We start from the raw sequence: 20927 nt of genomic DNA, 5'->3' as shown, positions 1-20927 counted from the left end.
CCTGGCCTGCGGGAACGGGGTGGCGGCGCGGGAGGCCGGAACGCGCTTTAGTGCCGCGCGGGCAGGTACGGCTGGATCGACGGCAGACCCATGTCGCCCGGCAGCAGGGCGCCCACCCAGCAGTCACGGAGCGTGGCCTTGTTGAGGAGGGCGCCGCGCAGGGTGCCCTCGAAAGTGAACCCGGCCTTCTCCACCACCGCGCGCGAGCCCGCGTTGCCGACCTCGGCGCGCCACTCCAGGCGGTTGCAGCCCAGGTCGGTGAAGGCCCACCTGGCCAGACCGAGGACGATCTCCGTCATGTAGCCGCTGCCCCGGTGCTCCTTCGCCGTCCAGAAGCCGACCTCCCAGGCGCCCGAGCGCGGGTGGTGGAGGCTGGCGGCCGCGATCAGCGGGCCGCCGCCCCGGGGGCGTACGGCGAAGGTGTACTCCATGTCGTGGCGCCAGCCGTCCGGCACCATGCGCGTGATGAAGCCCTCCGCGTCCGCGCGCGCGTACGGCGAGGGGATCGTGGTCCAGCGCTGGATGTCGGCGTCCTGGCAGGCTTCGAACGTCTCGTCCGTGTCGGCGGGCGTGAACGTGCGCAGGATCAGGCGTTCGGTGGTGAGGGTGACGGGCTCCATCCGGTGATTCTGCGGGGGTGAGGCCCGGTGGGCCAGTGCTTTTGGCCGAGCTTTCACCCGCATTTCGCCGAGCGCTGATCGGCACAACCCGGCACCTTCCAGGCCCCCCGTCCGTTGACGTACCGGCAGACCTCCCGGCGCGGCCCGCTCCTCGCTTACGATGGCCGTTGCCCTATGAGTAAACCGACCATGCCAGGCCCGACCGGCAAGGAGACCAACCCCCGTGTCCGTCCTCTCGAAGATCATGCGTGCAGGCGAAGGCAAGATCCTGCGCAAGCTGCACCGCATCGCGGACCAGGTCAACTCCATCGAAGAGGACTTCGTCAGCCTCTCCGACGCCGAGCTGCGCGCGCTGACCGAGGAGTACAAGGAGCGTTACGCCGACGGCGAGACCCTTGACGACCTCCTCCCCGAAGCCTTTGCCACGGTGCGTGAGGCCGCCAAGCGCGTCCTCGGCCAGCGGCACTACGACGTCCAGATGATGGGCGGCGCCGCGCTGCACCTCGGCTATGTGGCCGAGATGAAGACCGGTGAGGGCAAGACGCTCGTCGGCACCCTCCCCGCGTACCTCAACGCCCTGTCGGGCAAGGGCGTGCACCTGATCACGGTCAACGACTACCTGGCCGAGCGCGACTCCGAGATGATGGGCCGCGTCCACAAGTTCCTGGGCCTGTCCGTCGGCTGCATCATCGCCAACATGACGCCGGCCCAGCGCCGCGAGCAGTACGCCAGCGACATCACGTACGGCACGAACAACGAGTTCGGCTTCGACTACCTGCGCGACAACATGGCGTGGTCGAAGGAAGAACTGGTGCAGCGCGGCCACAACTTCGCGATCGTCGACGAGGTCGACTCGATCCTGGTGGACGAGGCCCGTACGCCGCTGATCATCTCCGGCCCCGCCGACCAGGCCACCAAGTGGTACGGCGACTTCGCCAAGTTGGTCACCCGCCTCACCAAGGGCGAGGCGGGCAACACCCTCAAGGGCATCGAGGAGACCGGGGACTACGAGGTCGACGAGAAGAAGCGCACCGTCGCCATCCACGAGTCCGGTGTCGCCAAGGTCGAGGACTGGCTGGGCATCGACAACCTCTACGAGTCGGTGAACACGCCGCTCGTGGGTTATCTGAACAACGCCATCAAGGCCAAGGAACTCTTCAAGAAGGACAAGGACTACGTCGTCATCGACGGCGAAGTCATGATCGTCGACGAGCACACCGGCCGTATCCTCGCCGGCCGCCGCTACAACGAGGGCATGCACCAGGCGATCGAGGCGAAGGAAGGGGTGGACATCAAGGACGAGAACCAGACGCTCGCCACGATCACCCTGCAGAACTTCTTCCGCCTCTACAAGCGCCACGACCACGACGGCAAGGAGACCCCCGGTCTCTGCGGCATGACCGGTACGGCCATGACCGAGGCCGCCGAGTTCCACCAGATCTACAAGCTGGGCGTCGTGCCGATCCCGACGAACCGGCCCATGGTCCGCGCCGACCAGTCGGACCTGATCTACCGCACCGAGGTCGCGAAGTTCGCCGCCGTCGTCGACGACATCGCCGAGAAGCACGAGCAGGGCCAGCCGATCCTGGTCGGCACGACCTCCGTGGAGAAGTCGGAGTACCTCTCCCAGCAGCTCTCCAAGCGCGGCGTCCAGCACGAGGTCCTCAACGCCAAGCAGCACGACCGTGAGGCGCCGATCATCGCCCAGGCCGGCCGCAAGGGCGCCGTCACCGTCGCCACGAACATGGCCGGACGAGGCACGGACATCAAGCTCGGCGGCAACCCCGACGACCTCGCCGAGGCGGAGCTGCGCCAGCGCGGCCTCGACCCCGTCGAGCACGTCGAGGAGTGGGCCGCGGCGCTCCCCGCCGCCCTGGAGAAGGCCGAGCGGTCCGTGAAGGCGGAGTTCGAGGAGGTCAAGAGCCTCGGCGGGCTCTACGTCCTTGGCACCGAGCGCCACGAGTCGCGCCGTATCGACAACCAGCTGCGCGGTCGTTCCGGCCGTCAGGGCGACCCCGGCGAGTCCCGCTTCTACCTCTCGCTCGGCGACGACCTGATGCGCCTGTTCAAGGCCCAGATGGTCGAGCGCGTGATGGCCATGGCGAACGTCCCGGACGACGTGCCCATCGAGAACAAGATGGTGACGCGCGCGATCGCGTCCGCCCAGTCGCAGGTCGAGCAGCAGAACTTCGAGACGCGTAAGAACGTCCTGAAGTACGACGAGGTCCTCAACCGCCAGCGCGAGGTCATCTACGGCGAGCGTCGCCGCGTCCTGGAGGGCGAGAACCTCCAGGAGCAGGTCACGCACTTCATGGACGACACGATCGACGCGTACATCGCGGCGGAGACCGCCGAGGGCTTCGCCGAGGAGTGGGACCTGGACCGGCTGTGGGGCGCCTTCAAGCAGCTCTACCCGGTGCGGGTCACCATCGAGGAGCTCGAGGAGGACGCGGGTGACCGCGCGGGTCTGACCGCCGAGTTCATCTCCGAGTCCATCAAGGACGACATCCACCAGCAGTACGAGGCGCGTGAGGAGCAGCTCGGCTCCGAGATCATGCGTGAGCTGGAGCGGCGGGTCGTCCTCTCGGTGCTCGACCGCAAGTGGCGCGAGCACCTCTACGAGATGGACTACCTCCAGGAGGGCATCGGCCTGCGCGCCATGGCGCAGAAGGACCCGCTGGTCGAGTACCAGCGCGAGGGCTTCGACATGTTCAACGCCATGATGGACGGCATCAAGGAAGAGTCCGTCGGCTACCTCTTCAACCTGGAGGTCCAGGTCGAGCAGCAGGTCGAGGAGGTCCCGGTGACGGACTCCGCCGCGGCCGGGGCTTCCCTGGACAAGAAGGACGCCGTTCCCGCCGGTGGCGGCCGTCCCGAGATCCGCGCCAAGGGCCTTGAGGCCCCGCAGCGGCCCGACCGTCTGCACTTCCAGGCGCCGAACGCCGAGGGCGGGGTCGACGAGGGTGACTTCGAGACCGAGGACGCGGGGGTGCGGTCCGAGTCGGACGGCATGACCCGGGCGGAGCGGCGCAAGGCTCAGAAGGGCGGGCGGCGCCGCAAGAAGTGACGCTGCGCTGAGCTGTGGCGGTGTCGGCGCTGCCGGCGGTTGCCATGACGTGGGGCCGGGCACGGGTGTGTCCGGCCCTTCGCGCTGTCAGGGGGGCGGGGGGCCGACCTCCACTGCTGTGCAGCGCCACCTCTGGTCCGAGCCGAGGCTCAGGCGGAACGCCAGGGCTCTGAGGGCGGGGCCCGCGCCGATCCTCGCGAAGACCTCGTAGACGCCGGGGCGGGGCTCGTAGTGGCCGATGCGGTGGATCGTGGGGCGGCGGCCGTTCACGGTCAGGGGGGTGCGCTCGGCGAGGCGGGTCAGGTCGTCGAAGGCGGTGTGGGCGATGTGGCGTGCCGCCCAGTGGACCGGCTTCTGGCCGCTGAGGACCAGGAGCAGCCGCTCGGTGAAGAGCTCCGTGGGGTGTGGTGGGGGCTGGGGCGGGGTCCTGAGGGGGCGCGTGGGCGTCCGTGGGGTACGTGCTGCCGTGGGGCGGCGGGGGTCCGTGCGGCCCGGTGGGCGGGTGGTCGCCGGGCGGGTGCGGGGCCTGGTCATCACCTTGTGCATTCCGTGTCGCCTCCGGCGTCGTGGGTCCCGGCTGTGCTGGCACGCGTGCTGTACCGGTACCGGGGAGTAACTTCCGTCGGAGATCTTGTACGGGGGGCGGGGCGGGGGGTGCAAGGGGCCGCGGGTGTGGTGGGTGTGGGCCGGGGGAGTCACCTATCAGGGTGATGGGGGGTCTTCGGATCCTTGGGGGCGTTGGGGTGGGCCGGGTGAACGGCGGGGGTGCGGGGTGACGCGGGGGGCGGGTGCGGGGGGCAGCTCGAAGGGGGACTCCCGGACGTATTCTGGGGGCCTGTTCCGGTGCCTACGGATGGCTTCTGGCGCCTTCAGGATTTGTGCTTCCGACTGTGAAAGCGGGCCGTCATGCGCGTCTACGTTCCCCTGACCCTCAGCCGCCTCGCCGAGGTGCACAAGGCGGGCGAGCTGGGGCCGGGGCCGCTGACCGCCTATGCGGTGACGCCCGCCCTGCGTGAGTGGTGCGGCTCCGACGACACCGAGGAGCTGGAGTACGCCGCCCTGAGCCAGGCCGCGGCGGCTTCGCTGGGGCTGATCGCCGGTGACTCGGGGGCGGCTCGCCGCCGGGTCGTGCTGGCTGCGGATGTGCCGGACGGGGCGCTTGGGCCGGGGGCGGCCGTGGGCGAGGTCGGTGAGGTGCTGGTCGACGGTGTGCTGCCGTTGAAGAAGGTCGCCGCGGTGCATGTGGATGCGGAGGGGGCTGAGGCGGATGTTGCTGCGGGGCTTCTGGGGGGTGAGGTCGAGGACCACGAGCTGCTGTGGTTCGCGACGCAGGAGATTTCTGGGCTGATCGCCTGAGGGGTCCCTGCGGGGCCCTGCGGGGCTAGGGCTGGGTTGCCCCGTAGCTTTTCCTGGACGAACGAGCCTTTCCCGCCCGCCCGCCCGATTGCCCCGCATCCGATCCTGGGCGAACGAGCCCTCCCGCCCACCCGCCCGATTGCCCCGGATCCGATTCTGGGCGGGTACCGTTTTGGCATGGGGACGTTGGCGCGTGGGGCGCATATCGTGTGGGACTGGAACGGGACTCTGCTGCATGACATCGATGCGGTGATCGAGTCCACGAACGCGTCGTTCGAGGAGATCGGGCTCGAACCGATCACGCTCGAGCGGTATCGCGATCTCTACTGCGTACCCGTACCGCTGTTCTACGAGCGGCTCATGGGGCGGCTGCCCACGGACGCCGAGTGGCAGGTCATGGACGCCGTGTTCCACAAGCACTACTGGGCGCGGGCCGAGGCCTGCGGGCTCGCCGAAGGCGCCGCCCAGCTGCTCGCGGACCGGCGGGCGTCCGGGCGTACGCAGTCGTTGCTCTCGCTCGCACCGCACGAGCACCTCGTGCCGATCGTGCGGCGGCACGGCATCGAGGAGCACTTCGTGCGCATCGACGGCCGTATGGACACCTCCCACGCCGGCAAGGCCGAGCGGATGGTGCGTCACCTCGCGGCTCTCGAAGGGGTCACCGCCGCCGAGCGGATTGTCGTTATTGGGGACGCCGTCGATGACGCGGTGGCCGCCGCGCACGTGGGCGCGCAGGCCGTGCTCTACACCGGCGGCTCCCACAGCCGCGCCAGCCTGGAGGCCGTCGGGGTCGACGTTCCCGTGGTCGACAGTCTGGCCGAGGCCGTGGATGTGGCCGAGCGTCTGGCTGCCTAGAGCCTGTTCAGGTCCTGCCTAGGTCCTGCCCAGGCCCCCGCCTACGTCACCGGCGCCTTCGCCCTCAGCACCGTCAGGAACTCCCGCATCCAGCCCGAGTGGTCCGGCCAGGCGCGGGCCGAGACCAGGGTGCCGTCGACCACCACCTCCGCGTCACGGAAGGTCGCGCCCGCGCTCTGCATGTCCAGCTCCAGGGCCGGATACGCCGTCACCCTGCGGCCGCTCAGGCCGCCGATCGCCGCCGTCAGGAGCGGGCCGTGGCAGATCTGCGCGACCGGCTTGTCCGCGTCGAAGAAGGACTTGAGGATCTTGCGGAGCTCCGGGTCGTTGCGCAGATACTCCGGGGCCCGGCCGCCCGGGATCACCAGGGCCACGTACTGGCCGGGGTCGACCTCGGAGAAGGCCAGGTCCGCGGGCCAGGTGTAGCCCGGCTTCTCCGTGTACGTGTCGAAGCCCGGCTCGAAGTCGTGCACCACGAACCGCAGCGTCTTGCGGGCGGGGGCGGCGATGTGGACGTCGTACCCCTCCTCGCGCAGCCGCTGGAAGGGGTAGAGGACTTCGAGTGACTCCGCTGCGTCGCCCGTCACTATGAGGATCTTGGCTGCCATCTCGGTGCTCGCTCCCATTCGCGCGCTGTCCGTCCGTCCCGCTCAACGTGCATCCGCCCGTCCGGTTTGCCAAGAGGGCCATCGGTCCGTGGAGAGGGGTCATCGCCGACAAGTGGCGCGAAAGTCTCTGTGCAGAGTGTCAAACTTCCACCCCTGCTCTTGTACACATACGGCTCATGACGACTCCCGGGTGGAGGGCGATAGCCTTGTCCCGTGATCAGCGCTATATCCCGCGGGGGCGTGTACGCCCCCGCCCTGCGCCCGGGGAACACGGAGGACATCCGTGCCCGGGGCGTCGCTGACGCTTCTTCGCGGTGCGGCCGACCGGATCATCCCGGCCATCGGTCAGCGAAACCGCTGAAAATGGCGGATAACCGCCCGCCCGTCTATCACCGCGGCATAACGTCGACTTCGACCGGAGACCCCGCGTCGCGGCGTTACGTCGGATCACTTCCTTATACGTCACGCAACGGCGCGCGACAGGAGTCAGAGGACAATGCAGACCAAGCTGGACGAAGCCAAAGCCGAGCTGCTCACCAGGGCGGCCCGGGTAGCTGAGAACAGCCCGGCCGGTGGCCGCCTACCCAATGGGGCACCGACCGGGTCGAAGGGCGACGAGGCCACTCCTGACGAGGACATGGCCCTCGCGTTCCTCCAGCGCTACTACCTGCACACCGCCCCGGAGGACCTTGCCGACCGTGACCCGGTCGACGTCTTCGGAGCAGCCTTCTCCCACTACCGGCTTGCCGAGAACCGCCCGCAGGGTACGGCCAACGTCAGAGTGCACACCCCGACCGTCGAGGAGAACGGCTGGACGTGCAGCCACTCCGTCGTCGAGGTGGTCACGGACGACATGCCCTTCCTGGTCGACTCGGTCACCAACGAGCTCTCGCGCCAGGGGCGCGGCATCCATGTCGTGATCCACCCCCAGGTCGTCGTCCGGCGCGATCTGACCGGCAAGCTGCTCGAAGTCCTCGTCGACCCCGGCACCGAGCGTCCGCACGACGCCGTGACCGAGTCCTGGATCCACGTCGAGACGGACCGCGAGACCGACCGCGCGGACCTGAAGCAGATCAGCGCCGATCTGCTCCGTGTCCTGTCCGACGTACGCGAGACCGTCGAGGACTGGGAGAAGATGCGCGACGCCGCGCTGCGCATCGCCGACGAGCTCCCCACCGAGCCGACCGCGGACGACCTGCGCGACCAGGAGGTCGACGAGGCCCGCGAGCTCCTTCGCTGGCTCGCCGACAACCACTTCACCTTCCTGGGCTTTCGCGAGTACGACCTGACGGAGGACGACTCGCTCGCCGCCGTGCCCGGCACCGGCCTCGGCATCCTGCGCGCCGACCCCAAGCACGAGGGCGACGAGGACCATCCGGTCAGCCCCTCCTTCAGCCGGCTGCCCGCGGACGCGCGCGCGAAGGCCCGCGAGCACAAGCTCCTCGTGCTCACCAAGGCCAACAGCCGCGCCACCGTGCACCGGCCCAGCTACCTCGACTACGTCGGCGTGAAGAAGTTCGACGGCGAGGGCAATGTCGTCGGTGAGCGGCGCTTCCTCGGGCTCTTCTCGTCCGCCGCGTACACCGAGTCCGTGCGCCGCGTGCCGGTCATCCGCCGCAAGGTCCAGGAAGTGCTCAGGGGCGCGGGCTTCTCGCCCAACAGCCACGACGGGCGTGACCTCCTCCAGATCCTGGAGACGTACCCCCGCGACGAGCTCTTCCAGACGCCGCCCGACGAGCTGCGCGCCATCGTCACCTCCGTGCTCTACCTCCAGGAGCGGCGACGGCTGCGGCTCTACCTGCGCAAGGACGAGTACGGCCGCTACTACTCCGCCCTCGTCTACCTGCCGCGTGACCGCTACACCACCGGCGTGCGGCTGCGGATCATCGACATCCTCAAGGAGGAGCTCGGCGGCGACAGCGTCGACTTCACCGCGTGGAACACGGAGTCGATCCTCTCCCGGCTGCACTTCGTGGTCCGCGTCGCGCCGGGCGGCGGGCTCCCGCAGCTCACCGACGCCGACACCGACCGCATCGAGGCCAGGCTCGTCGAGGCCGCCCGCTCCTGGGCCGACGGCTTCGGCGAGGCGCTGACCGCCGAGTGCGGCGAGGAGCGTGCCGCCGAGCTGCTCCGCCGCTACTCGGGCGCCTTCCCCGAGGGCTACAAGGCCGACCACACGCCGCGCGCCGCCGTCGCCGACCTCCAGCACCTGGAGGAGCTCAAGCACGGCCGCGAGGACTTCGCGCTCAGCCTGTACGAGCCGGTGGGCGCCGCCCCCGGTGAGCGCCGCTTCAAGATCTACCGCTCGGGCGGCCAGGTCTCGCTCTCCGCCGTCCTGCCGGTCCTCCAGCGCCTCGGCGTCGAGGTCACCGACGAGCGGCCCTACGAGCTGCGCTGCACGGACCGCACGAACGCCTGGATCTACGACTTCGGCCTCCGGCTGCCCAAGTCGCAGAACGGCAACGGCGACTACCTGGGCGACGACGGCCGCGAGCGCTTCCAGGAGGCCTTCTCCGCCGCCTGGACGGGTGAGGCCGAGGTCGACGGCTTCAACTCGCTCGTCCTGCGCGCCGGGCTCAACTGGCGCCAGGCGATGGTCCTTCGCGCCTACGCCAAGTACCTGCGCCAGGCGGGCTCCACCTTCAGCCAGGACTACATGGAGGACACCCTCCGCAACAACGTCCACACCACCCGGCTGCTCGTCTCGCTCTTCGAGGCGCGGATGTCCCCGGACCGCCAGCGCGCCGGCGTCGAGCTGACGGACGCCCTGCTGGAGGAGCTGGACGCGGCCCTCGACCAGGTGGCCTCGCTGGACGAGGACCGCATCCTGCGGTCCTTCCTCACCGTCATCAAGGCGACGCTGCGCACGAACTTCTTCCAGGAGGCGGAGGGCGGCAAGCCGCACAGCTACGTCTCCATGAAGTTCGACCCGCAGGCCATCCCCGACCTCCCCGCGCCCCGCCCGGCGTACGAGATCTGGGTGTACTCGCCGCGCGTCGAGGGCGTCCACCTGCGCTTCGGCAAGGTCGCCCGCGGTGGTCTTCGCTGGTCCGACCGGCGTGAGGACTTCCGCACGGAGATCCTCGGCCTGGTCAAGGCGCAGATGGTGAAGAACACCGTCATCGTGCCCGTCGGCGCCAAGGGCGGCTTCGTCGCCAAGCACCTGCCCGACCCGTCCGTGGACCGTGACGCGTGGCTGGCCGAGGGCGTGGCCTGCTACAAGACGTTCATCTCCGCGCTGCTCGACATCACCGACAACCTGGTCGCGGGCGAGGTCGTGCCCCCGGCCGACGTCGTCCGGCACGACGAGGACGACACCTACCTCGTCGTCGCCGCCGACAAGGGCACCGCGACGTTCTCGGACATCGCGAACGAGGTCGCCGAGTCGTACAACTTCTGGCTCGGTGACGCCTTCGCCTCCGGCGGCTCCGCCGGTTACGACCACAAGGGCATGGGCATCACCGCCCGAGGCGCCTGGGAGTCCGTCAAGCGGCACTTCCGGGAGCTGGGCACCGACACCCAGTCCGAGGACTTCACGGTCGTCGGCGTCGGCGACATGTCCGGTGACGTGTTCGGCAACGGCATGCTGCTCTCCGAGCACATCCGCCTGGTGGCCGCCTTCGACCACCGGCACATCTTCATCGACCCGAGGCCGGACGCCGCGACCTCGTACGCGGAGCGCCGTCGCCTCTTCGAGCTGCCGCGCAGCTCCTGGGCCGACTACGACAAGGAGCTGATGTCCGCGGGCGGCGGGATCTTCCCGCGCAGCGCCAAGGCGATCCAGCTGAACGCCCACATCCGCGAGGCACTCGGCATCGAGAAGGGCGTCGGCAAGATGACGCCGGCCGACCTGATGCAGACCATCCTCCAGGCGCCGGTGGACCTGCTGTGGAACGGCGGCATCGGTACGTACGTGAAGTCGTCGGTCGAGTCGAACAGCGATGTCGGCGACAAGGCGAACGACGCGATCCGCGTGAACGGCGCCGACCTGCGCGCCAAGGTCGTCGGCGAGGGCGGCAACCTCGGTCTGACCCAGCTGGGCCGCATCGAGTTCGCGCGGGCCGGCGGGCGCATCAACACCGACGCCATCGACAACAGCGCGGGCGTGGACACCTCCGACCACGAGGTGAACATCAAGATCCTGCTCAACGCGGTCGTCGCCAACGGCGACATGACCGTCAAGCAGCGCAACACGTTCCTCGCCGCGATGACGGACGAGGTCGGCTCCCTGGTCCTGCGCAACAACTACGCGCAGAACACCGCCCTGTCGAACGCGGTCGCCCAGTCCCCGTCCCTCCTCCACGCCCACCAGCGCTTCATGCGCCGCCTGGGCCGCGACGGACACCTGGACCGGGCCCTGGAGTTCCTGCCCGCCGACCGGCAGATCCGTGAGCTCCTGAACTCCGGCCGCGGGCTCAGCCAGCCCGAGCTCGCCGTGCTCCTCGCGTACACGAAGATCACGGCGGCCGACGAGCTGATCCATACGACGCTGCCGGACGACGCGTACCTGCGCGGGCTGCTGCACGCGTACTTCCCGAAGGCCCTGCGCGAGAAGTTCCCCGAGCAGGTCGACGGGCACGCGCTGCGCCGCGAGATCATCACCACGGTGCTCGTCAACGACACGGTGAACACCGGTGGTTCGACGTTCCTGCACCGGCTGCGCGAGGAGACGGGAGCCTCGCTGGAGGAGATCGTGCGGGCGCAGCTCTCGGCCCGCGAGATCTTCGGTCTGAGCAAGGTCTGGGACGCGGTCGAGGCGCTCGACAACGTGGTGGCCGCCGATGTCCAGACGCAGATCCGGCTGCACTCGCGCCGCCTCGTCGAGCGCGGCACGCGCTGGCTGCTCAACAACCGGCCGCAGCCGCTCCAGCTCGCCGAGACCATCGACTTCTTCCGTGAGGGAGTCGCCGAGGTCTGGACCGAGCTGCCGAAGCTCCTGAGCGGCTCCGACCAGGAGTGGTACCAGAGCATCCGCGACGAGCTGACGGACTCGGGCGTCCCCGACGACCTCGCCCAGCGTGTCGCCGGGTTCTCCTCGGCCTTCCCGTCACTCGACATCGTGGCGATCGCCGACCGCATGGGCAAGGAGCCGATGGCCGTCGCCGAGGTCTACTACGACCTCGCCGACCGGCTGCGGATCACCCAGCTCATGGACCGCATCATCGAGCTGCCGCGGGCCGACCGCTGGCAGTCGATGGCGCGTGCGTCGATCCGCGAGGACCTGTACGCGGCGCACGCCGCCCTGACGGCCGACGTGCTGGCCGCCGGGAACGGCGAGGACACTCCCGAGCAGCGCTTCAAGGCCTGGGAGGAGAAGAACGCGGCGATCCTGAGCCGGTCGCGGACGACCCTGGACGAGATCCAGAGCTCGGACGCGTTCGACCTGGCGAACCTCTCGGTCGCCATGCGGACGATGCGGACGCTGCTGCGTACGCACACGTAGGCCCCTGGCCCACAGCGGGAGAAAAGGGGACGCCCCGAGCCATCAGGCTCGGGGCGTCCCCTTTTCTCGCGTGGTGGCTCGCGCGCGACCCTATCGCGGCACCTCCGTAAGCCATTCACACCCCCTCGAAGGGTGCTAAACGGGCATTAGCGATAATTAGTAGGATGAGCTGTCATCTGACTGGAGGGACGCATGGGAGCGATAGGTGAGCGGGGGACGCCGGAGGCGCGACCCGATGTGTCCGTAGTGGTGATCGTCTACAACGACGCCGAGCGGCTGCCGACCGCCGTGCGGTCGGTGCTCGACCAGACGTTGCGCGGCGTGGAGGTCGTCATCGTCGACGACTGCAGCACGGACGGCTCGTACGAGACGGCGCAGGAGCTGGCCGCCGAGCACCCCGAGCGGGTGCGGGCCTACCAGCTGCCGGAGAACAGCGGTGGCTGCGGCGAGCCCCGCAACGTGGGTATCGGGCACACCGTCGGCAGCCACGTGATGTTCCTGGACAGCGACGACGTCCTGGAGCGCAACGCCTGCCGCAACCTCCTCGAAGCCGCCGAGCGCGACGGTTCCGACATCGTCTCCGGGCTCTGCGTACGGGTGCACATGGACACCCGTAACAAGAAGCGCGAGCCGTGGTACCCCTGGCTGTACGCCACGACCCGCACCCTGGACTCCGTCGAGGAGCTGACGGACCTGTTCGTCTGGGACACGCTGTCCACGAACAAGCTCTACCGGCGCGACTTCCTCATCGAGAACGGCCTGCGCTTCCTGAAAGGGATGTTCTACGAGGACCTGATGTTCATCGCCGAGGCCTACCTCGCCGCCGGGCGCATCACGCTCATCCCGAACCAGGTCTACTTCTGGCACGTCTACGCGCGCGGCCCGGTGAAGTCGGTGAGCAACCGGCGCCACGAGATGGTCAACTTCCAGCACCGGATGGAGATCCACCGCCGCATCGACGTGCTGCTCGCGGAGCGCGGCCTCGACGAGGTGCGGCTCGCCAAGGACGTCAAGTACCTCAAGCATGACCTGGTGCTCCACCTGCGCGACCTGCCGTTCCGCGACGCCGCCTACCGGCAGGAGTTCGCCGGGCTCGCCCGCGACTATCTCGCCGGGATCGACCACGCAGCGTACGACGAGGTGCAGCCGATTCAGGCCATCTGCGCCTACCTCCTGGAGCAGGGCGACTGGGAGAACCTGCTTCCGGCCGTCGACACCCTCACCAACCGCGACAAGATCTCCGCACCGCTCGCCGAGCGGGACGGGCGCGTGTACTGGTGCGCCGAGCATCTCGACGACCCGGTCGGCCGCCACGTCCTGGACGTGACGGAGCTCGGCTATCACACCAAGCGGCTCGACCAGATGTTCCTGCGCAACGTCCTGACGCGGTACGAGGAGACCGCGGGGACCGTCCGCATGGCGGGCCGCGTCACCAACCCGCTCGGCGTCGTCGGCCCGGACGCCGTGCTCACCGCCGATCTCGAGTTCAGCGCGCGCCGCCGCAGCCTGCAGTCCTTCCGCTTCCCGGTCACCGCCGTGCGGTACGAGGGCGACGCCATCGTCTGGGAGGCCTCCGTCGACCTCGCGCGGCGGCTGCGCCCGCTCGGAGTCTTCGACGCGGTGTGGGACGTGCGCCTGCACCTCGTCGCCGACGGCGTGCGCACCAGGACGCGGCTCACCGCGTGCGACCCGGGTCTCGCCGAGGGAAAGCTCCCGGTGCGGCCCCGGCTCACCCGCCTCGTCGCCGACCACATGGAGCCCGAGGTCTCGCAGCGCGGGCACCTCGCGTTCCGGCTCGTCACGCGGGAGGCGGCGGGTGACCGGATCCAGGACCTGGTGGCCCGCGGGACGCACGGCGTGCCGGGGCGCCTGGCCAAGTCCGGCTTCCGCAAGGCGAAGAAGCTGCGCAAGGACCTCACGTCCGGGCGGAGCAAACTGCGCGTGTACGACGAGGTGTTCAGCCGCCTGCCGGTCAAGAAGGGCACGGTCGTCTTCGAGAGCCATCTCGGCAAGCAGTACAGCGACAGCCCCCGGGCGATCTACGAGGAGATGCGGCGCCAGGGCCTCGACTTCGACGCCGTGTGGTCCTACGCGGACAGTCCTGAGGGCTTTCCGCGGGACGCCACGCTGGTGCGGCGCTGGTCGCTGCCGTATCTGAAGGCCCTCGCGCAGGCAGAATTCTGGGTCGACAACCAGAGCTACCCGCTCAAGCTCACCAAGCGGCCCGGTACGACGTACATCCAGACCTGGCACGGCTCGGCGCTCAAGCGCATGGGCTTCGACGAGCCCGCGTGGAAACTGCGCAGCAAGGCACGGCAGGAAGAGCAGCAGCGCGTCCTCGACCGCTTCGACCGCTTCCTGGTCCGCTCCGAGCACGACGTGCGGACCCTGGCGAAGGCCCTGCGCCTCAAGGAGAAGGTGCTGCTCAGGGTCGGCTATCCGCGCAACGACGCGCTGGTGCGGGCCAAGCGCGCCGAGGACGCGAGCGGAGTGCGCGAACGCGGCCCGCTGGCAGCCGAGTTGGGCATCCCCGACGACAAGCGGGTGCTTCTCTACGCGCCGACCTTCCGTCGCCACGGCGGCCGGCACGGACGCTTTGAACTGCCCTTCGACGTCGAGCGGTTCGCCGAGGAATTCGGCGACCGGTACGTGCTGCTCGTGCGCTCGCACTACCTCAACCACGTGGTGCTCCCGCCGTCCGTGCGGGGCCGCGTCATCGACGTCTCCGCCCACCACGACGTCACGCCGCTCTACGAGCTCGCCGACGCGATGATCACCGACTACTCGTCCGTGATGTTCGACTACGCCCTCCTCGACCGGCCGATGCTGTTCTTCACGTACGACTACGAGGAGTACGTGCACGAAGGGCGAGGGACGTACTTCGACCTGCGGGAGCGGGCTCCCGGGCCGGTGGTCGACACCGAGGACGAGCTGTTCGGCGCGCTCAAGGCCCTTGACGAGCAGGCGCTCGACTACGCGGGCGCCCGTCAGCGGTTCGTGGCCGATTTCGGTGAGTACGACCGGGGCGATGCCGCCAAGAGCGTCGTCGATCAGTTCTTCTCGCACTGGAGCGGCAAGTGAGTCAAGCAACAGCGATCGAGACGGCTCAGCGGACGCGGGACATCTTCTTCGTCTCCAACAGCGTCAACGAGCTGGGCGGGGTCACCAGTTGGTCCCACCAGATGGCCCGCCTCTTCGTCGAGCGCGGCCACCGCGTGCACGTCATCGGCATCACCGAGCCCGAAGTCCCGCAGGACGTCGGCACGGACCTGCCGTACCCCACCACGACGCTGTACGACGAGCACCCGCCCCGCGTCGGCCCCGCACGCGGCATCAAGGGGCGGCTCAACGTGGCCAAGCACCGGCAGCGCACACGGCGCGAGCAGGGCATGCACGAGCAGGCCGCCAAGCTGACCGCGCTCTTCGCGAAGGCCGGACCCGGGGCCGTCGTCATCGTCACGCAGGTATGGGCGATGGAATGGGTCGAACTCGCCGACACCAGCGGCCTGACGGTCATCGGCATGAGCCACGAGTCGTTCGCCTACTCGCGGGGGTGCTCGCGCTTCGGGCGGGTGCGCAAGCACTACAAGGACGTCGACCGGATGCTCGCGCTGACCCGCGAGGACGCCGACCTGTGGATCAGGCAGGGCATGGACAACGCGTCCTTCATGCCGAACCCGCTGCCGTTCATGCCCGACGTGCCGTCGCGGCGCACCGAGAAGATCGTCACCAGCATCGGCCGCCTGCACGACCAGAAGGGCATCGACATGCTCCTCGACACCTGGGCGGAGGTCGCGCCGCTGCACCCGGACTGGAAGCTGCGGATCTACGGCTCCGGCGAGGACGAGGCGATACTCAAGCAGCAGTGCACGGCCCTCGGCCTCGACGCTTCCGTGGAGTGGATGGGCCGCACGGGCGATGTGCCGGGGGCGCTGCGCGGCGGATCGGTGTTCGTGCAGTCGTCGCGCGGCGAGGGTTTCCCGCTCGCCCTGATGGAGGCGATGGCCGCCGCGGTGCCGTGCGCGGCCTTCGACTGCGCGCCCGGCGTGCACGAGATCGTCCAGGACGGCGTGGACGGGCTGCTGGCGCGGCTGGGGAACACGGGTGAACTGGCGCGCAGGCTCGACACGTTGATGTCCGACAAGGAGCTGCGGGACCGGATGGGGGAGCTGGCCAGAGTGAACATCCAGCGCTACACGACGGATGAAGTCGTGCGGCGCTGGGAGGAGTTGTTCGTCTTCCTGGAGCGGTGAGGACTGAGTCCTCAAGGCTACTTCTTGGCGCCCGTGAAGCGCTCGTACTCCTTCAGGACGTCCTCCGTGGGTCCGTCCATGCGCAGTTGGCCGTGCTCCAGCCAGAGCACGCGCTCGCAGGTGTCGCGGATCGACTTGTTGTTGTGGCTGACCAGGAAGACCGTGCCCGCACGCTTGCGCAGCTCGCGGATGCGGGCCTCCGAACGCTTCTGGAAGGAACGGTCGCCGGTGGCCAGGGCCTCGTCGATGAGCAGGACGTCGTGGTCCTTGGCCGAGCCGATGGAGAAGCGCAGCCGGGCCGCCATGCCGGAGGAGTACGTACGCATCGGGAGCGTGATGAAGTCGCCCTTCTCGTTGATGCCGGAGAAGTCCACGATGTCCTGGTAGCGCTCCTGGATCTGCTCGCGGCTCATGCCCATCGCCAGGCCGCCGAGGCGGACGTTGCGCTCGCCGGTGAGGTCGTTCATGAGGGCCGCGTTCACGCCGAGCAGGGAGGGCTGGCCGTCGGTGAAGATGCGGCCGTTCTCGACGGGCAGCAGTCCCGCGATCGCCTTCAGGAGGGTCGACTTGCCCGAGCCGTTCGTGCCGATCAGGCCGATGGCCTCGCCCTTGTGGGCGGTGAAGGAGACCTTCCTGACGGCGTGCACCTTGCGTACGCCGCTCTCCTCGCCGTCCTTCCTGCCGCGCTTGAGGATGCGGCCCAGGGCGGCGGTCGCGCTGCCGCGGCCCGCGGTGGCGCCGGCGCCGTGGACGCGGTAGACGATGTCGACCTGGTCGACGATGACGGTGGGGGCGTTGTCGTCGTTCCGGTCGTTCCTGGTGTCAGCCCGGTCATTCCTGGTGTCAGCCACGGCCGTACGTCTCCTCTGCCTTCCAGAAGTAGATGAACCCGCCGACGCCGGCGAGCAGCGCCCAGCCCACCGCCCACGCCCAGACGTGGTGCGGGAGCTGTCCCTCCCGGAAGGTGTCGATCAGCGCGAAGCGCATCAGGTCGATGTAGACGGCCGCCGGGTTGCACTCCAGGAGGAGCTTGAGCGCGTGCGGCAGGTGCTGGTCCTTGAGGACCGCGTCGATGCTCCACATCACCCCGGACACGTACATCCATGTGCGCAGCACGAACGGCATCAGCTGGGCGATGTCGGGCGTCTTGCTGCCCAGGCGGGCCACCACGAGGGCCAGGCCCGTGTTGAACGTGAACTGCAGGAGCAGGACCGGCACCACCAGGAGCCAGGACATGGCCGGCGGGACGCCGAAGCAGAGCAGGATCACGACGAGCGCGCCCATGGAGAACAGGAGCTGCTGGAGCTGTTGCAGGCTGAAGGAGATCGGCAGCGCGGCCCGCGGGAAGTGCAGCGCGCGCACCAGGCCGAGGTTGCCGGCGATGGCGCGGGTGCCCGCCATCACCGAGCTCTGCGTGAACGTGAAGATGAAGACGCCGGTGACCAGGAACGGGACGTAGTCAGGGACGTCGTGCTTGGTGTCCATCAGCACGCCGAAGATGAAGTAGTAGACCGCCGCGTTCAGGAGCGGTGTCATCACCTGCCAGACCTGGCCGAGCTTCGCCTGGCTGTACTGGGCGGTGAGCTTGGCGGTCGCGAAGGCGGTGATGAAGTGGCGCCGCTGCCAGAGCTGCCGGACGTACCCGGGGAGCGTGGGGCGGGCGCCGCTGACGGTCAGGCCGTGCCGGGCGGCGAGCTCGGCCGGGTCGGGGGCCGGTGCCACCGTGCGGGGTGGTGCGTCGAGGACCTGACTCACTTCCGCGGCTCCTTACTCGTTACGTCGGGACGGACCCGTATCGTCGCATCGTCGAGAGTAGGACGATGTGACGTCGGAACGCAACCGTATCGTCGTCACGTTCTATGCTGTCCGTATGACGACGAGCAGGCCAGGAGATGAACAGCCGCGTGAGCAGCCGCGCCGCAGGGCGCCCGCGGGCGCGGCGGTGCTCCGCGAGGATGTGACCGAGGCCATCAGGGCCGCCGTCTTCGAGGAGCTGGCGGCGGTCGGGTACGCGCGCATGTCCATCGAGGGCATCGCGCGCCGCGCGGGCGTCGGCAAGACCGCCGTCTACCGGCGCTGGCGCTCCAAGCTGCATCTCGTGCTCGACCTGGTGTCGGCGATAGCGGTCCAGGGCCTGCCGATGCCGGACAGCGGCTCCCTGGAGGGCGATCTGCGACTGCTGTACGAGGTGACGTCGCGCGCGCTGCGGCATCCCGTGGCCTCGCAGGTGATCCCCGATCTCCAGGCGGAGGCGGCACGCAACCCGGAGATCGCGGAGGCCATGCAGAAGGCCTTGCGGGAGGGGCAGCACGGGGTGGCGAACGGGATCGTGCGGGCGGCCGTGGCGCGGGGGGAGGTGCGGGACGGTGTCGACGAGGACCTCGCCCTCGACCTGGTGTCGGGGCCGCTCTACTGGCGGTCCGTGGTGGTGCGGGCCGAGCTGCCCAAGGGCTATCTGGGCAGCCTCGCCTCGGCTACGGCGGCGGCGCTCCGGGCGCTGTGAAATCGCCTCGGGACCGGGTCAGGCCCGCTTCTGCTGCCCCTGCCGCTTCTCCCGCAGCAGGAACAGGGCCGCGGCCGAGCCGAGCGTGACGACGCCGGTGCCCACGCTGATCAGGACCTGCTGCACTCCGTCGAAGGCGAAGCTGGTGGAGACGTTGGTGACCAGGGCGAGCGCGAGGACGAGCCAGAGCAGGGGCTTCATGGGGCGGGGCCTCTCAAGTCGGTTGCGGGGAGCGGGGCGTGTACCGCTGCGTGATCAACTCTGCCCGGGTGCGGGCCGCGTGGCGAGGGTGTGCTCTCCCGGGCCGGGGGTGTAGCCCGCTACACCCCCGGCCCGGGAGCGGCCTCGACCGCGCGTGCGAGCGGGGTCGCATAGCCTCATGGCCATGCGGGAGACACTGCGGCGTACGAGGCGGCCCCTGGAGCAACTGGCCGTGGCGGGGCTCCTTTCCCTGGCGTCGTACCTCTTCGTCGGGGTCATCCTCCTCACCCTCGTCACCACGCTCATCGTCGTCGGCGCGGGCGTCATGCCCGAGACGGTCCTGATGCTGCGCCGGATGGCGGGCTTCAAGCGGCGCCGCGTCGCGCTGTGGACGGGCACGGACATCCCCGAGGCGTACGTGCCGCTGACCGGCACGCTCTCCGAGCGGGTGCGCGCGGGGGTCACCGACCCGGCGACGTACCGCGATCTGCGGTGGCTCGGGCTGCACTTCGTCTACGGCTGGCTGCTGTTGTACGTGTCGCTGCCGGTGTTCGCCGTCGGGGTACTGGTCGACGGTGTGTGGTGCGGCCTTCTCGGCCGACGTGCGGTGGTGCTGCCGCTGGTGGCCCGTATCGCCGATCTGGAGGCCGCGTGGTCGGGGGCGCTGCTCAAGGCGTCGCCGGAGGTGGAGCGGGCCGCGCGGCTCACCGAGCGGGTGGAGGAGCTGACCGTCACGCGGGCCGGCGCGGTCGCCGCGCACGGGGCCGAACTGCGGCGCATCGAGCGGGACTTGCACGACGGCACGCAGGCGCGTCTCGTCTCGATGTCGATGCGGGTGGGGCTCGCGAGGCGTGCCTTCGACAAGGACCCCGAGGCGGCGCGGAAACTTCTCGCGGACGCGCAGGACCAGGCGGAGGAGGCCCTGACCGAGCTGCGGCACGTCGTACGCGGCATCCATCCGCCGATCCTGACGGACCGAGGTCTTGCGGGGGCGGTGCGGGCGCTGGCGGCGAGCAGTGGTCTTGAGGTGGCGGTGCGCGCGGAGGGCGTGGAGGAGGGCCCGCGGGCGCCGGCGGCCGTGGAGGCGGCGGCCTACTTCGTCGTCGCGGAGGCACTGACGAACGCCGCCAAGCACAGTGGGGCGGCGGAGGCCGCGGTGGAACTCCACCGGGTGGCGGGCATGTTGAGGATCTCGGTACGTGACGAGGGGCGGGGCGGCGCCGACGACGCGGGTGGCACCGGGCTGCTCGGGATGCGGCGCAGGGTCGCCGCGCTGGACGGGACCGTGGAAGTGGCGAGCCCCGTCGGGGGGCCGACCGTGATCGAAGTGGAGCTGCCGTGCGCGTGGTGATCGCCGAGGACAACGCCTTGCTGCGGGAGGGGATGGTCCTGTTGCTGTCCTCCGCCGGGCACGAGGTGGTGGCGGTGGCGGCGAGTGGCCCGGAGGTGTTGCCCGCGCTGCTCGCACACCGCCCGGATGTCGCGGTGCTCGACGTACGGATGCCGCCCGGCTTCCGGGACGAGGGGCTGCGGGCGGCTCTGGCGGCGCGGCAGGAGATCCCCGGGCTTCCGGTGCTCGTGCTCTCGCAGTACGTCGAGGAGACGTACGCCGCCGAGCTGTTGGGCGGGGGCGCGGGCGGCGTCGGCTACCTCCTGAAGGACCGGGTCGGCCGGGTCGACGAGTTCCTCGACGCGCTGGAGCGGGTGGCCGGGGGCGGAACGGCCCTGGACCCGGAGGTGGTCACGGAACTCCTGACCCGACGCCGGAACGACCCCCTGGACTCGCTCACGCCCCGGGAGCGCGAGGTGCTCCAGCTGATGGCGGAGGGCCGGGACAACGGGACGATCGCGACGGCCCTGACGGTGTCGGACCGGGCGGTGAGCAAACACATCGGCAACGTCTTCGCGAAGCTGGGCCTGCCACCGAGCGACAGCGGACACCGGCGGGTGCTTGCCGTGCTGGCGTATTTGAACAGGGGGTGAGAGGAGGAGCGCGACGCGGCGCCCTCTCCTGCATACGC

General features: G+C 69.7%; 15 protein-coding genes. 9 read left to right on the top strand and 6 right to left on the bottom strand.

Translation table 11 applies throughout. The annotated features are described in order from the left end of the window. Window positions 1-47: 47 nt before the first annotated feature. A complete protein-coding gene (locus ACIBCK_RS06265; protein WP_399387135.1) occupies window positions 48-620 on the bottom strand; it encodes a GNAT family N-acetyltransferase in 573 nt (190 codons plus the stop codon). Window positions 621-843: 223 nt separating this feature from the next. Here ACIBCK_RS06265 and secA point away from each other — a divergent pair, with 223 nt between their 5' ends. Beyond that, window positions 844-3687 (top strand): preprotein translocase subunit SecA, encoded by a 2844-nt coding sequence (gene secA, locus ACIBCK_RS06260; RefSeq protein ID WP_399387133.1) that lies wholly within the window; start codon window positions 844-846, stop codon window positions 3685-3687. Window positions 3688-3774: 87 nt separating this feature from the next. Here the strand turns inward: secA and ACIBCK_RS06255 are convergent, their stop codons facing one another. Beyond that, window positions 3775-4221 carry an Rv3235 family protein gene (locus tag ACIBCK_RS06255; RefSeq protein WP_399387132.1) on the bottom strand — a complete coding sequence of 149 codons (447 nt, stop codon included), beginning with the start codon at window positions 4219-4221 and terminating at the stop codon, window positions 3775-3777. 372 nt (window positions 4222-4593) lie between these two features. Here ACIBCK_RS06255 and ACIBCK_RS06250 point away from each other — a divergent pair, with 372 nt between their 5' ends. Beyond that, a complete protein-coding gene (locus ACIBCK_RS06250; RefSeq protein ID WP_399387130.1) occupies window positions 4594-5043 on the top strand; it encodes a DUF6912 family protein in 450 nt (149 codons plus the stop codon). 177 nt (window positions 5044-5220) lie between these two features. Next, entirely contained in the window at window positions 5221-5898 is a 678-nt protein-coding gene (locus ACIBCK_RS06245; RefSeq protein WP_399387128.1) for an HAD family hydrolase, read from the top strand. Window positions 5899-5939: 41 nt separating this feature from the next. Here ACIBCK_RS06245 and ACIBCK_RS06240 read toward each other — a convergent pair whose 3' ends face one another. Beyond that, window positions 5940-6506 carry a DJ-1/PfpI family protein gene (locus ACIBCK_RS06240; protein WP_367042505.1) on the bottom strand — a complete coding sequence of 189 codons (567 nt, stop codon included), beginning with the start codon at window positions 6504-6506 and terminating at the stop codon, window positions 5940-5942. Window positions 6507-7002: 496 nt separating this feature from the next. Here ACIBCK_RS06240 and ACIBCK_RS06235 point away from each other — a divergent pair, with 496 nt between their 5' ends. The 3 genes from ACIBCK_RS06235 to ACIBCK_RS06225 all read left to right on the top strand — a co-directional run bounded on the left by ACIBCK_RS06235 (window position 7003) and on the right by ACIBCK_RS06225 (window position 16202). After that, on the top strand, window positions 7003-11949 hold the full coding sequence (locus ACIBCK_RS06235; RefSeq protein WP_399387126.1) for an NAD-glutamate dehydrogenase: 4947 nt from the start codon (window positions 7003-7005) through the stop codon (window positions 11947-11949). A 192-nt stretch (window positions 11950-12141) separates the two neighbouring features. Continuing rightward, window positions 12142-15030 (top strand): CDP-glycerol glycerophosphotransferase family protein, encoded by a 2889-nt coding sequence (locus ACIBCK_RS06230; protein ID WP_399387124.1) that lies wholly within the window; start codon window positions 12142-12144, stop codon window positions 15028-15030. Continuing rightward, the gene (locus tag ACIBCK_RS06225; protein ID WP_399387123.1) at window positions 15027-16202 is read left to right on the top strand and encodes a glycosyltransferase; all 1176 of its coding nucleotides are present in this window, start codon (window positions 15027-15029) and stop codon (window positions 16200-16202) included. The genes ACIBCK_RS06230 and ACIBCK_RS06225 overlap by 4 nt, the downstream gene beginning before the upstream one ends. A gap of 17 nt (window positions 16203-16219) precedes the next feature. On the opposite strand, the gene ACIBCK_RS06220 is transcribed toward ACIBCK_RS06225, so the two are convergent. Together ACIBCK_RS06220 and ACIBCK_RS06215 are read right to left on the bottom strand one after the other, a co-directional pair. Continuing rightward, a complete protein-coding gene (locus ACIBCK_RS06220; RefSeq protein ID WP_399387121.1) occupies window positions 16220-17053 on the bottom strand; it encodes an ABC transporter ATP-binding protein in 834 nt (277 codons plus the stop codon). After that, complete coding sequence (locus ACIBCK_RS06215; RefSeq protein ID WP_399387119.1) at window positions 17046-17957, bottom strand: ABC transporter permease; 912 nt, start codon at window positions 17955-17957, stop codon at window positions 17046-17048. The genes ACIBCK_RS06220 and ACIBCK_RS06215 overlap by 8 nt, the downstream gene beginning before the upstream one ends. Window positions 17958-18072: 115 nt before the next feature. On the opposite strand from ACIBCK_RS06215, the gene ACIBCK_RS06210 reads away from it, so the two are divergent. After that, a complete protein-coding gene (locus ACIBCK_RS06210; RefSeq protein ID WP_399387118.1) occupies window positions 18073-18705 on the top strand; it encodes a TetR/AcrR family transcriptional regulator in 633 nt (210 codons plus the stop codon). 18 nt (window positions 18706-18723) lie between these two features. On the opposite strand, the gene ACIBCK_RS06205 is transcribed toward ACIBCK_RS06210, so the two are convergent. Further along, window positions 18724-18906: a hypothetical protein gene (locus ACIBCK_RS06205; protein ID WP_399387116.1), complete on the bottom strand. Its 183-nt coding sequence runs from the start codon at window positions 18904-18906 to the stop codon at window positions 18724-18726. Window positions 18907-19090: 184 nt separating this feature from the next. Between ACIBCK_RS06205 and ACIBCK_RS06200 the strand changes: the two genes are divergently transcribed. After that, complete coding sequence (locus ACIBCK_RS06200) at window positions 19091-20257, top strand: sensor histidine kinase (RefSeq protein WP_399387113.1); 1167 nt, start codon at window positions 19091-19093, stop codon at window positions 20255-20257. Further along, window positions 20245-20889, top strand: coding sequence for a response regulator transcription factor (locus ACIBCK_RS06195; RefSeq protein ID WP_399387111.1), 645 nt, complete (start codon window positions 20245-20247; stop codon window positions 20887-20889). Before ACIBCK_RS06200 ends, ACIBCK_RS06195 begins: the two co-directional genes overlap by 13 nt. Window positions 20890-20927: the final 38 nt, after the last annotated feature.

Source organism: Streptomyces sp. NPDC051218, assembly GCF_044455475.1.
Lineage (GTDB): Bacteria > Actinomycetota > Actinomycetes > Streptomycetales > Streptomycetaceae > Streptomyces.
This window is presented reverse-complemented; position numbering and strand designations above follow the sequence as displayed.